At 36.6% G+C, this 13,635-nt stretch carries 13 protein-coding genes; 11 read left to right on the top strand and 2 right to left on the bottom strand.

The genetic code is table 11. The features are described 5' to 3' along the window. From ACN0TV_RS02210 to ACN0TV_RS02230, 5 genes are all read left to right on the top strand, one after another. Window positions 1–3,186 (top strand): M1 family aminopeptidase, encoded by a 3,186-nt coding sequence (locus ACN0TV_RS02210; RefSeq protein ID WP_417359674.1) that lies wholly within the window; start codon window positions 1–3, stop codon window positions 3,184–3,186. A 720-nt stretch (window positions 3,187–3,906) separates the two neighbouring features. After that, window positions 3,907–4,416 (top strand): plasmid mobilization protein, encoded by a 510-nt coding sequence (locus ACN0TV_RS02215; protein WP_417359676.1) that lies wholly within the window; start codon window positions 3,907–3,909, stop codon window positions 4,414–4,416. Next, on the top strand, window positions 4,413–5,276 hold the full coding sequence (locus tag ACN0TV_RS02220; protein ID WP_417359678.1) for a relaxase/mobilization nuclease domain-containing protein: 864 nt from the start codon (window positions 4,413–4,415) through the stop codon (window positions 5,274–5,276). The genes ACN0TV_RS02215 and ACN0TV_RS02220 overlap by 4 nt, the downstream gene beginning before the upstream one ends. A gap of 12 nt (window positions 5,277–5,288) precedes the next feature. Beyond that, complete coding sequence (locus ACN0TV_RS02225; protein ID WP_417359680.1) at window positions 5,289–5,666, top strand: DUF6730 family protein; 378 nt, start codon at window positions 5,289–5,291, stop codon at window positions 5,664–5,666. Window positions 5,667–5,975: 309 nt separating this feature from the next. Then, a complete protein-coding gene (locus ACN0TV_RS02230; protein ID WP_417359681.1) occupies window positions 5,976–6,272 on the top strand; it encodes a helix-turn-helix domain-containing protein in 297 nt (98 codons plus the stop codon). Between the two features lie 543 nt (window positions 6,273–6,815). Here ACN0TV_RS02230 and ACN0TV_RS02235 read toward each other — a convergent pair. Continuing rightward, entirely contained in the window at window positions 6,816–7,448 is a 633-nt protein-coding gene (locus tag ACN0TV_RS02235) for an N-acetylmuramoyl-L-alanine amidase family protein (RefSeq protein ID WP_417359682.1), read from the bottom strand. A 188-nt stretch (window positions 7,449–7,636) separates the two neighbouring features. On the opposite strand from ACN0TV_RS02235, the gene ACN0TV_RS02240 reads away from it, so the two are divergent. After that, on the top strand, window positions 7,637–7,924 hold the full coding sequence (locus ACN0TV_RS02240) for a hypothetical protein (protein WP_417359684.1): 288 nt from the start codon (window positions 7,637–7,639) through the stop codon (window positions 7,922–7,924). Between the two features lie 16 nt (window positions 7,925–7,940). On the opposite strand, the gene ACN0TV_RS02245 is transcribed toward ACN0TV_RS02240, so the two are convergent. After that, the gene (locus tag ACN0TV_RS02245; RefSeq protein WP_417359686.1) at window positions 7,941–8,066 is read right to left on the bottom strand and encodes a hypothetical protein; all 126 of its coding nucleotides are present in this window, start codon (window positions 8,064–8,066) and stop codon (window positions 7,941–7,943) included. A gap of 128 nt (window positions 8,067–8,194) precedes the next feature. On the opposite strand from ACN0TV_RS02245, the gene ACN0TV_RS02250 reads away from it, so the two are divergent. From ACN0TV_RS02250 to traM, 5 genes are read left to right on the top strand one after another with little or no spacing between them, the layout of a single operon-like run. After that, the gene (locus ACN0TV_RS02250) at window positions 8,195–10,597 is read left to right on the top strand and encodes a TraG family conjugative transposon ATPase (protein ID WP_417359688.1); all 2,403 of its coding nucleotides are present in this window, start codon (window positions 8,195–8,197) and stop codon (window positions 10,595–10,597) included. A 46-nt stretch (window positions 10,598–10,643) separates the two neighbouring features. Continuing rightward, window positions 10,644–11,222 (top strand): conjugal transfer protein, encoded by a 579-nt coding sequence (locus ACN0TV_RS02255; protein ID WP_417359689.1) that lies wholly within the window; start codon window positions 10,644–10,646, stop codon window positions 11,220–11,222. A 2-nt stretch (window positions 11,223–11,224) separates the two neighbouring features. Next, window positions 11,225–12,067, top strand: coding sequence for a hypothetical protein (locus ACN0TV_RS02260; RefSeq protein ID WP_417359691.1), 843 nt, complete (start codon window positions 11,225–11,227; stop codon window positions 12,065–12,067). Between the two features lie 11 nt (window positions 12,068–12,078). After that, window positions 12,079–12,702, top strand: coding sequence for a conjugal transfer protein TraK (locus ACN0TV_RS02265; protein ID WP_417359693.1), 624 nt, complete (start codon window positions 12,079–12,081; stop codon window positions 12,700–12,702). Next, window positions 12,683–13,612, top strand: a complete 930-nt coding sequence (traM, locus tag ACN0TV_RS02270) for a conjugative transposon protein TraM (RefSeq protein WP_417359695.1) — start codon at window positions 12,683–12,685, stop codon at window positions 13,610–13,612. Before ACN0TV_RS02265 ends, traM begins: the two co-directional genes overlap by 20 nt. Window positions 13,613–13,635 lie beyond the last annotated feature (23 nt).

A 13,635-nucleotide genomic window follows, 5' to 3' on the forward strand; every position in this document is an offset into this window, starting at 1 on the left:
ATGCTACGTCATTTAATTTTATTCGAATGGAAATTTTATAGTCGTAAAATTTCATTTTATGTAATGCTATTGTCATTTCTTGGTTTTGGTATTTTGGTAGGAACCTCTGCGGGAATTTCATTTCCAAATATCACCTATAATTCCCCTTATGCCATAAATTTCATTTTAGGATTATTTTCATTGGCAAGTCTCTTCCCCATTGTAATAATGGCTTCGCAGAGTTTATTGCGGGAAAATGACAATCACTTTGAACAGATATTGTATGCAACAGCAATAACAATCCGCAACTATTTTTTGAGCAGGTTTTTATTGGTTTTCGGAGTGGCTGTATTATCGTTTCTACTTTTTCTTATAGGTTATATCTTGGGGCATTTAATGGAAATCGACAACTCCGAAAATTGGGGAATTTTTCATTTGAATTATTATCTAAATTCTTTTCTGGTAATTGTACTTCCCAATATCTTTTTATGCACGGTAATCGTTTGTTGCACCGCTTGGTTGAGCAAAAATAAAATGCTTATTTATTTAAGCGGATTGGGCATTTATGTGTTGTATATGGTCGGTTCCATTTTTTCAAATTCCCCTTTATTAGCTAGTGCTACCTCTGTTTCTGATAATGCAATGAACCTTTCGGCAAAGTTAGACCCGTTCGGTATGGCTGCTTTTTTTGAACAAACCCGATATTGGACCGCATTACAAAAAAACACAATGGTTCTGGAACTTTCAGGAAATTTGATGTTCAATAGAATTGCGATTATTTTATTGGCACTTGCATTTTTATATGCTGTATATAACCGCTTCCAATTCAAAACTTCCAATAAACAAAAAAAGAAAGTTGAAGTCATAAATGAATTGACCAATGGAAAATATGTTTATACCAGAATAGCAACAAAATCAAGCGGAAAAAAATATTTCATCTCAACCATTGTTTCTTTTTTAGAAATAGATTTAAAGGCAACCCTAAAAAGTATTCCATTTGTTTTACTGATTGCTATAACCATATTTATAGTTGGTATGGAAATGTACGGAGCAATAGAAGGCGGTATTCGTCTGCCACAATATTTCGTTACTACAACCTTAATGGTTAACACCATTTTAGCAACAATTCCTTTCATATTGTTATTGGCAATGCTTTTTTATGGAAGTGAATTGGTCTGGAAAAGTAAAAGTGTTAATTTTTCATGTATCGAGAATTCAACACCATTTTCATATTCAGCCTTGTTCATTTCAAAATTTGTTACGGTAGCTGTCATTTCGTTGATTTTAATAATTTCCTGTATTGTTTTAGGTGTACTTTTTCAGGTTTGGTTTCAATATCCAATTATAGATTGGAGCACTTATTTGTCCTTATTTTATTTCATTGGTTTGCCTGCATCACTCTGTGGCCTTGTTATTATTGCTTTGCAATATCGTATTAAAAACAAATACATTGCTCTTTCTATTTCTGCTGTTTTCCTGATTTTGACAAATACATCTTTGGGAAAAACAATTGGATTCGAGCATCCACTGTCCCGATTTGCCAATTATCTGCCCGATGCATTTAGCGGCATCAATGGTTTTGGATACTTATCAAAGGTGTTTTTAATTAATATGTTGTATAGCTCATCATTTGCAATATTACTTTCAGTTTTGGCTATTCTTTTTTTGAACAAATCGGTTTTAAAAACAAAACGGAAATCACTCACTTTTTTAATTTTACCTTTTGTTGTAATGCTATTGACGGGCGTGCATATTTTTAGAAAGAGTGATGCTGTTTCCAAAGAAACTGAATTGAATTGGCGACAACATTATGAAGAAAAATACAAATCCTATAAAAATCAACCGCAACTAAGCATCACCGATGTGAAAACCAGTATCGATTTATATCCAGAAGAAAACAGGTATACGGTGCTAGGAACCTACACATTGGTTAACAAGACCCAATCTGAAATTTCAGAAATCCTAATCGCTACATCAAAGGAAATCACTTGGAATTCTATTGGTTCATCACAATTAACTTTAGAAAAAAAGGATGAAGAATTTGGACAATATATCTTCAGAACAAGGAAAAAGTTGTTACCGCATGACAGTATTTCAATTAGATTTAATTTTGAATATAAAATAGAACCCTTAAAAGGGCATCAATCCTTTAATGCCATTGTCGGAAATGGTGCTTTTATGCGAATCAGCAATTATTTTCCAGCTATCGGCTATGATTTCAACAATGAAATTGAAGGTAAATTTGAAAGAAAGAAACGAAAAATGCCATTACAAGATACACTTACAAAAGTAGATGTGCCGTTGGCTGATCCGTACAATTATGAATTTATAAATTTTGATGCTATTGTTTCCACTTCGATTGACCAAACGGTAGCTTCCGCTGGAGAATTAGTGAAAAGTTATTCAAAGAGCAATCGAAATTATTTTCATTATAAAGCCACTGATATTCCGTTTCGATTTGCAATTTCATCAGCAAAATATGACATCAAAAAATCTAATTATAAGGATGTTGTCATAGAAGTTTTTTATGAACCAAAGCACAATCAAAATATTTCTCATTTAATTAATAGCATAAAAAAAACATTGCAGTACTGTGAAACAAATTTTGGAAAATATCCCTACAAAACAATTCGATTCGCTGAAATTAGCTCGTTTACGAGGGGTTTTGCGGCAACGGCTTATCCTGCAACCATTTTTATTAACGAAAAACAATTCCATTTAAACTTATCACAAGGGGAAGGACACGATGTTATCAATGAATTGGCAGGACACGAATTGTCGCATCAATGGTGGGGAAATGCACAACTGGCACCCGACTATAGAGAAGGAAGTGGTGTACTTACAGAAACGCTGGCACAATACACGCAATTAATGCTGTTTAAAAATGAATATGGTAAGGAAAAAATGCTTGAAATGGTCAAACTTTATAAGAATATGTATGATAGCGGGAAAGCATTTAGTGGGGAAGAGGCCTTATATAATTCAAAACCAACCAATGCCAATGTAATATACAATAAAGGTCTGGTAAAAATGTATGAATTATATATGTTAATTGGTGAGGACAAAATTAATTTGGCCTTGAAAAGATTATTGGCTAAGCATAAATTTCCCTTACAACCAGCCACAACTTTGGACTTGATTCAGCAATTGAAAATGGTTACCAAAAAAGAAAATTATAGGAAACTGGATGCCATATTTAAGGAGTGAAAATTATTTTTCAAGAACACAAAATCTTGGATAGAGAGAGTTTAAGGGAGTGTACAGTGAACTGTTTCATTCCCTAGCTTTATGGTGCATTTGAAGTTTGATGTTTTTAAAACGATTCACAAGGCCATCTACCGGATCGTTATACCATGGCTACTTAGTGGCAATGTATCAGCCTTAAGGTCATTTTATAAACCTCCGGCTTGGGATTTGAGTCTTGGAAGTCTATACTAAGACTTTAGACTAAAGTATATTCATCTCCTCATATTTCCCATTTCCGTTTTTAAATTAAACCCTAAAAATCCCATCAAAAAATACTTTAGAGGGGTCAACATGCTCCAGAATCTTGATTTTTATGGGTAAGAATTCCGAATTTAAACAACTTTAAGAGCTTCTGATGGTCCCGGAACACACTAAATCCAACTAATTCTTATTAGACTTCACATTTTATTTGATATCATTTGGTGCTATTTGTGTTTAAATGTTTGTAAATCAAATTCCTGTTAATAAGTAAATCACTTTATTTTAAGATCATTCCAAGTTTGTTTTTAAATTTATTACAAGATTTTTACGGTACCGCAGCAAAGTGATTTGTTCATTATTAATCTTCAAAACAAGTCCAATGACATTCTATTCTAAAGTTTATAGAACCATTGGTCTCAATTAGGAAAAGAATTTTCCACAGCCCCTTCTAGATTTAAATACAACTTAAAATTTGATGTAATGGAATTAGATTATGATAACAGGAAAAAAGACGGTTTAGTGGTGGAGCGAAAGCCAATACCTAACAAAATCAAATTACAACTCTCATCGGAGGTTCTAAGGGAAAATGACACCATAACCCCTGAATTTGATAATGACAATTCCGTGTTGGATATGCCCAGTGTACCGGTAGCGGCCAAGGAAAATCATACTAAGAAAAAGCGACTTTCTAAAAACAGAAATCAATCCTTTCGTATCGGATGCTCAGCGTACGAGAAAAAGCTTTTAAAGCTCATCGCTAAACGCAGCGGGCTTAGTGTGAGTGAGTTATTTCGCAGGGCTGTATTTCGGGTAGAGGTAAAAGAACGCATGTCCGATCAGCATATTGAAATCTATAAAAACCTGGTGTTGTACCATAACAATTTAAAGTCAGCAGCATACCTGGTTGGCGAAAAAGACCCAAAGTTTACTAAAGGCGTGAACCGACTTGCCGGGGAGATTAAAGCACTCTTACTAAATATAACCAAATGATAGGAAAAGGACATAGTATTTTACAAGCAGCGTCCACCATAGCATACGGATGGAACCAAGAAAAAAATGCGGACGTTGTTTTTCGACAAAACCTGGTAGGGGAAAACCCCATCGAGATTAGCCGAGAATTTCGCTTTATTCAGAATCTGAATGTGAACTGTCATAGAAAAAACTTGTCGTTTATTCTCAGTCCGACTATTGAGGATGGAAAAAAATTGAGCAATGAGGATCTTGGGAAAATATGTAGACTGTTTATAAGTCAAATGAAACTTGGAGACAGGCAGGGCATAGGTTTCGTACATAGAGACAAGGCGCACCTTCATATCCACCTCTACATAAACCGAATAGATTTCAAGGGCAATGCTTATCATGTAGGCTTTATCAGCAATCGTAGCCAACTTGCGGCAATAGAGGTCGCAAAACAGATGAATTTGAAGACCATAAAAGAAGTTGTACAGGAAAAGCTTGATAAACTCGCCCTCATACGTGTAGAAATCAAGAACAAGCACGATAGTATCATGAAGCGCTTTCGACCTAAAACCTTCGATCGCTATATAAAGGATATGAAAACCAGTGGTGTCAAGGTCATTCCAAGTATTAATAAGGCCGGGAACCTTCAAGGCTTTCGTTTTGCATATAAGGGTTATAACCTTAAAGGAAGCAGTATCCACCGGACCATGGAAGCAGGAAACTTGGCCAAACAACTCTATGGTAAATCCTTGAGTGGGTCAAGGAATATTTCAGCTGTTAAAATTTCACAAACAATCATTCCCATAGCAGCGAGCTTAGCACGGAGTATTGCAAAACAAATAGCCACAAACACTATAAAACATACCATCTCTACCGGAATAGAAATTTAAAAGCATTTAATTATGACAAGAATTAAGGAACATTTGGAATTACTGACCTTTGAAATGGAAAGGTTCCAAGGCGATGTAAAGAGACTCGAGACCATCAATGAAAACATGAAAAATATAAAGGTGTCTATCGATTTAGATGAACTCAAATCCGAATTGGGCGACTATCATGCCCATTTGGAAAGACATCGCGAAAATCAGGATCGGTTTTACACTCGACTGGAATGGCTTGTTAAAAGGGCAGAGGCATATACCAACCGGGTTATTATAGCCTTTATTGTATTAATTCTTATTACAGCTGCATCATTAATTTATGTCAGTAACACAAAGACAGTATTAGAACAGTTCAAAAGCGTAAGCCACTCATCGGCGAAAACCACCTTAAATCCTTAGTCTTTCTTTATAAATCGGGTTTTAAATATTTTTAACCCTGATTTGTAATTGTAACCTGTTGATACACCACACGTAAAAATTCTTCGTGTAGGGTGCATCAAAAAGTTATACTTGCACTGTTTACTTTTTTTGTTTCATTGGAGATCTTTATCAGTGAAGAGTATTACAATTCTGAGCCTTTAAAAAATTGACGACACATAATTAAAAGCAGCTAATTCCTCACAAATTAGTAGAACAAATATTTAACCCGAATAGGGCCGTCACATTAAATAATTCCTTGTGATTGGCGCTATTCATATAAACCTTAGTATGATGACGAAAACAATTACTTTAGAAGATTTTGAAAAATTTAAAAAGGAAATGCGCGACTATTGCAATCGTTTAATCGCCAATCGAAACCTTGAGAAACCTTTGATGTACCTTAAGTCGTTTGAGGTCATGGACCTACTTGGTATAAGTCCCGGAACACTTCAGAATTTAAGGATAAATGGAACCTTACCTTACACAAAAATCGGTGGGACTATTTATTATGAGGTCAATCAGATTCAAAAAGTCATGGAGATGAATCGCGTGCATAAAAAGCGCAAAGTAAAGTCAGAAATCTGATTCAAAGATGCAGTACAACTTTTGAGAATTTCTAATCGGATAGACCACTGCCGAAATGAAGGCTTTAATTTCAGTGCTATGAGATTTAACGCCTTGGAAGAAATTGTTAAAAGTAAATTCTATTGCAATAAGGATCTCTAACGTAGAGCCTTAATTTTAGACTTTTACGTTAGAGATCTCAAAAAACCAGACGTGTATTAGCATAAATGAATAAAGTACCGCTTTCCCGTTTTAAGCTTTAGCTTTAAACCGGGGCTCAAAATACACACCCACCTCACCGCAAATTTAAATACTTTAAAACATGAAGCTTTTGACCTTGAAGCTTTGGTATTTGATTCTTTAGCACCTGAAGGCCGTAATTATTCCTTTTTAACAGTCAAACTCTGGAATTATATAACCTAATTGCCCCTGATCAAAAGTTGGTGACTAAAGGAAATTATTCAACTTCTGAAATATTTATAAAGCGCGCCGGCTTGCTTTATATATTGCACAATAATGGCTTTTATACTCTTTGTTAAGGCTAAAAAAAGATCTCTCATATTACTAATGATTTATAATGGATGATAATAGGACTGAAGCAATACGCTCCATATGCTGTTTTTCTACTAGATAACTACGCTCATCGGCGTTGCTTAAGAAGCCTAATTCCAAAAGTACTACAGGACATAAACCATTGACCTCCCGTATTACCTGAAAATCCGCAAACTTCACGCCTCGACTCTCAAACCCTAGTTGCCTTTTAATATTTTTCTGTAAGCGGTAAGCAAACCAAACAGAAGAATCTGAGAAACCGAAGACACTCCTGGAAGTGTATACCTCGATTCCTCTGGCATTGGAGTTTAAGGCATCATTACAATGCAGGGATATAAACAAATCCGCTTTCAGCGCCCGGGCCAATTTTGTTCTATCTGATAATGAAATAAGGGTGTCATTATAACGGGTTAAATAAATATCCAATGGTGTTTCCGACTGTGCATTAAGCTTTATGATTTCCAGGGCAACATCCAAGACAAGATCTTTCTCTTTAAGACCATTTATGGCGATAGCACCAAAGTCTTTTCCACCATGACCGGGATCTAAAACAATTCTTTTTTGAATAGATCCTTCTTGGCTAAAAATGAAGCACATTTTTAGGAGCAAAAAGATAAAACTGACGTTTTTGACTGCTTTTTTCATATTCGTTTTTCAGTTTAAGGGGTACTTCATTCTTAATAATCATAGAATTTAATGCCGGATGATATCAATTTAACACAAACTGATTCAAATATAATTTTTTTCATAAATTATTGATTTACAGTAGTTTGTATACGAATATATGTAAATTTATAACAAGATGAATAACCAAAACCAAAAGCTTTAATATTATGAAGAAATCACTTTTTTTGACAACATTTCTGTCCTTGCTCTCCACATCGCTTTTTGCACAAATTGGCGGAATTGAAGATTCCGTTAACGATGTTTCCAACACTATTCGAACCATTTTTCCAATCATATTGGGGGTCATATTCCTTATCGGCTTCCTTTTCAATGCAGGACATTTCTTTGGTGAGAACGCTGATCTGAAAAAAGGAATTACACGCGTACTGGTATTTGTTCTCATTGCAGGTGCCGTTGTTGGTATTTTTACATACCTCATTGGAATCGTAGTCTAATGAAGCGATTCGAAGTCTATAGGAACATCAGGAAGCGAGCGATGATTTTCTCACTGCCCATTTCCCTGTTTGCCCTAATGATGGTTTCTATCATAGCCTCATTATTGGTCATGATCTTTTCCTTTAGTTTCGGAATAATCATAGGCATACTACTATTTAACTGCGGGTTGTATCTATCCTTATTACGAATTACGAATCATCCGCAGCTGTTTCAGATAAAAGGGGCCTTCCCTAAGATTATCACTAACAAAAGAAATTCAACCATCAATTATGAATAAAATTAACTTTTCGACATACAAACCCATTGTGGATATTCAAGACAATATCATTTTTGCCAACAACGGTAATGTGGTGCTGTGCTATAAAGGCAATTTGCCTGAAATATATTCATTATCCGAAAAGGATTTTGAAGATATACACGGTGTTTGGTTTCAAGCTTTAAAGACCTTACCCGTTGGCACTGTAGTGCACAAGCAGGATGTTTATTTAAAGAAATCCTATACCTCTCATGAGCTCCCCAATACAACTTTTTTGGAGAAGGCCACCCATAACCATTTTAAGGGCCGTGAGTATATGCAGCACAGCTGTTACCTGTTTTTTGTTTTAACCAAAAACAAGGAATTCCATAATCCTAAATACGTGAATCCTTTTCGCAAGATCTCCAAAGGAATTGTCCCGCAAATGGATGAAGAGATAAAGTCTTTTATCGGTGCAGTGCATGATTCAGTTGCCTTTATCAATAATGGGCGAAAAATGGAATTTACACTACTTGATTCCAGTGGTATAGAAAGCTTGACTATGGGTTACTTCAATGGCTTTAATGAAGGGTTGGATACCGATATGCTCCTTGAGAAAAAGAATGTCACAATAGGTGAGAATTATTTTGATGCCCTAGCCATCAATAGCGAACTGTGCTTTGGCGAAAGTGTACAGAGTAGCAAAACCAATGATAGATTCACTTCGGACGATTTTGTGTTTCATCAGGGGTTTATTGATGGTATAGGGCTTACGCTAAATGAGAATCATATGGTCAACCAAATTCTCTATTTGGATGATAAACACAAATGGCGTAAGCTATTGGATAAGAAAATTGAGGAGCTTGAAAAAAGTTCCAATTTCGGATCTCAGAACAAGGTGGTTCTTGGAAAAATTCAGCACATACTTGATCGGATCAATGGGGATGATAACGCCCGAATTGTTCGTGGTCATCTGAACATCGTCTATTGGTCTAAACAGGCCAATAATTTGGATAAAATTACCTCCAGGATCAAGGCCGAATTTAAGGAACTGGATATGATTCCATATTACCCGAGAGGGGAGGAGCGGAAGAATTATATCTTGAACAGCTATTGCTGTTTTTCTAGTAATTTTTCAGATGAAGATCTCTATGTGACAGATTTAAAACATGCATTGTGCCTCCTTCTCAACAATACTAATTATGCATCAGATACCACTGGGATTATCTTCAATGACCGTGAACATAACATACCTGTTTTAAAGGATTTATGGGATGAACAAAAGAAACGTATCAAGGCACGCAACTTTGCCATTTTCGCCCCCACGGGTGAAGGGAAATCCTTTTTAGCCAATAACATCCTTAGGCAGTATTTTGAATCCGGGGTGAGATTGGTGGTCATTGACCTTGGGGGATCCTACTCGAAATTCGCTAAACTCTATCCTGATGACCATACTATCTTACGATATGAGCAAGGGAAAAACCTTGGCATCAACCCTTTTTATATTTCTAATGAAGATGACCTTAGCCCGGAGCGTTTGGAAGACTTATCCATGTTCCTGTTGGAACTCTTGGCCGAAGGCAATTCTGTTTCCAAGGGAAAGGAAGTCGCCATGAAAAAGGTGTTGTTGCATTACTATAGACAAATAGGGGATCAGCATTGCTTAGCGTCTCTATATGCATTTATAAAGGATGCTAAAGACAGCTTGATTCAAGACTTAGGTATCCGAGAAGAAGACTTTAGTTGTTATGATTTTTTGCACATTCTTTCAGAATATGTGGAAGGTGGTCTTTACAGCTTTTTGTTTAGCGAGGGACAAGACCAAACCTATAAGATCGAGGACAAGCGATTAATCGTGTTTGAATTGGACCAGGTGCAGGATAACAAGGAAATTCTGTCCGTGATGTTGAAGTTAATTAAATCGGCCATTCAGCGAACGATTTGGCGGAACCGTTCTGAAAAGGGAATTATTTTATTCGATGAGTTCGCCAAACAGCTGAAATTTGATAATGTCCTTGAAAGTGTAGAGTTCTACTACCAAGCGATTCGAAAGCAAAACGGTGCTATTGGGATTGTACTGCAATCCATCAATCAACTGCCGCAAAACAGTACATCTGCCAGTATACTGGAAAACACACAAATCATCTATAGTCTATACAATGAAAAGGGTTATGACCAATTGGTCAAAAGATTAAACCTCTCCAGCCACGACCTGAATCAATTAAAGTCTATCAAAAATAACCTTTCTGGACCCCGTAAGTACACAGAAATGTTTATCAAGATCGGAAAACACAGCAATATTTTTCGTCTGGAAGTTCCCAAAGCGGTATATGCTGCTTATTTGACTGATGGCAGGGAAAACCAAGAAATAATGGAGTTCTACAACCGGCATGGGGATATGGAAAAAGCAATCCTTCAATTTACATCTAAATCATAGTCTCATGAAATCGAAGATTCACGAATACCAAAACAAATATTTAGTAATGAGTAAAACAAAAATCCTAATCGTTGCAACAGCAATCATTCTTTTTTTGCCTGCACGTGCTACGTGCCAGGGAATGCCGGTGTATGACAATACCAATTTTGTAAGCCTGGTAAAATCATTGGTAGAATCTGCCAAGCAAACTTCACAGCTTATTCGAACTGTTGAATTTTTAAAACAGCAAAAAGAGAATCTGGAAAAGGTTAATGCAGTTATAAAGCAATTAAAAGCGGTGCAAGAAATCGGAAGAAGCAACGCACGCCTTATTGCTATAATGCGAAATGACTTAAAAAACATTTTAAACTCCCCCTTTATTAAACCGGATGAAGTGGCCAGGGTATCGGAATCCTTTAGCGCTATTGTGGAGAATTCCTTGGATACCATGGATTTTATAGATCAAATTCTCTCCAGTGACTATCTTAAAATGAGTGATGCCGAACGCGCCGAAATTTTAAAGCAAAAAGAGTCAGAGTCAAAGGAAATGGTATCAAACATACAGGTGAAAACCAAACGGTACCGGGACATTATTTCTTTTAGGAAAATGCAAGATAAAATCAATAACCGCCAAACAAACTACTAAAGATGACAGCTACCATTGTTCTAGGCATAGGACTGGAATATATAGATACTGTATTTCAGACCATCCAAAACAGCGACTTTTCGCAATATACAATTGCCGGAATGAAAACGCTTGCGGTGTTATTTTTCCTGATCAATATTCTAAAAAAATATAGTGAGGGGGTTGCTGAACGGGATGGTTATACATGGGGCCTTAGTCCGGGAGAACTGGCTAAAAATTTTACTGTTGTTCTCCTGGTCATATTTTCGACTCAGGTTCTGGGATTTTTTGACAGCATTCTGGTGTCCATTGAAGGACAATACAGGGCCACAGCACCGGCATTACTCCCCTTAAAGATGCAGGATATTCCCATAGAGGAAGATGTGAATGTGATTAAGGTAGCCCATGCGGCAATGACGCTTTTATATGAAGCCTTAGTCACGCCGCTTTATGGTTTTAAAATCGTTGCTTTTACCCTAGGTATGATCCTATGGATTTTAGATCTTTTTATTTATCCCTTGTTTTTAGCGGAACGCTATTTTTTACTTGGGATCATGCAGGCGTTTTTTCCGTTGGTCATAAGTCTTGCGGTATTTGAAAAGTTCCGCTCTCTGGCCTATACCTTTTTTAAGCTGTATGCTGCGGTTTATATGTTGGTGCCTGCTTTTTTTCTAGTCAATGTATTTGTAAATGCGCTCTATAGAGAACTCACTACCAACTTCTGGACCGACCTTTTCGGGTCGGATGCCGGAGAAGGCTTTTTTGCCCCGGTAGTGCAGCTCTGTTCGGTAAGTTTTATAGTCCTGTTGAAATTTAAACTCTACAAACGTGCGACTTCATTTACCCTTCGATTGTTTACCCATTAAATCATAATGATATGAGAATGCCATATAAAAATATTTATCAAGTTTTAAGACTAAATAGATTCATTGTCTATACAGTGGTCATTTGCTCTTTAGTATGCAGCATCTTTGCGTTGTGGTTGGCTTTTACAATGCATAAGAACTCACTTAATAATGCCTTCGCCGTTAGCACCGATGGGAGTATTATTCCATTGAAACTCGTCACTCAGAAGGAGAATTTTGAAGTTGAAGCACTGGCACACCTAGAACTGTTTCACAACTATTTCTACACCATTGATGCAGCCAACTATGAAAAGAACCTGGAAAAGGCACTTTGGCTAGCGGATAGTTCTGTAAGTGACCTCTATCGTCAGAAAAAGGCCGAAGGGGTCTATAATCGTCTTTTACAATACTCCCTGGTTCAAAAGGTGCTTAGTAGTGATTCACGGATCCAACAGCAAAATGGAACCTATGAATTTAGAACGCATACCGTTTTTGAAATCAAGCGCGGCTTGGTTACAGATACCTATGAATTGGTATCCTCAGGAAAGCTGATCACCGTGGATCGTAATTTTCCAAATAATCCACATGGATTACTGGTTACTGATTATTTCGAGAATACGCTAAAAAAAATAACTGATGAAAATAGAAAAGAATAAAATAGTGTTTGCGGCGGTTATTGCCGTAGTGGTCATTTTTCTGATCTCTTATTCCATAATGGTAATGGGTGCTGATAAAAGTGAGAAGACAAATCTAAAAGGAACATCGGTTCCCGAGCTCAAAGAGGATCCGAAGGAATATGATTCAAAACTGGATGCCATAAACGATCTCAAACAAGCGCGAGAGGCTAATATGCCAAGTGTTTATGATGAAAAGCTGATCGATGATCTCGGTTACTATGATCCTGACTTGCCAGAACTCCAAAAACAGCGGATTGTTGATAGCATCTATGATTCGGCAAGAATTAGGTACTCGGAAAAACGGTATCAAAATTTTGGAGTGAAAAAAAATAGTCAAAAGAAAGCGGCAAAAGTTGACACTGCCAAAATCAAAAGAGCGCTAAAAATTGAGGCTAAGGAATTAGGGTTGGAACATCAGTTATTTTTTGCTTCCGATCCGAAAGAAAATGTTGTTTCTGCTACCGGTGATACAGATACAATGATCTATGCAGTTGTAGATGGTAATCAGGTTGTAAAGGCCAATTCCAGGTTGCGAATGCGCCTTAGCAAGGCGGCTACCATCAACGGAAAACTACTACCCAAAAACACTCCTATTTTTGGCTTTATAAGGTTTCAGCCCAATCGGGTTTTGATAACCATAGAGAACATCCAAAATCTTCCAACTCAATTAAAAGCCTTTGACTTTCAAGATAGAAGTGAAGGGATTTATGTAGAGAACAATTTTCGGGCAGAAGTTTCAAGCGAGATCATCGGAGATATGGTCGATGATATCAATATAGCCGGTGTACCGCAAATAGGCGGTTTTAAAAAGATATTCCAACGCAATAACCGAAACATCAAGGTTACTGTACTTGACAATTACAGACTTATACTGAAACCTAAATTATAGACATCCTTCACTTTTTAAACACG

Source organism: Galbibacter sp. (genome assembly GCF_048266365.1).
Taxonomy (GTDB): domain Bacteria; phylum Bacteroidota; class Bacteroidia; order Flavobacteriales; family Flavobacteriaceae; genus Galbibacter.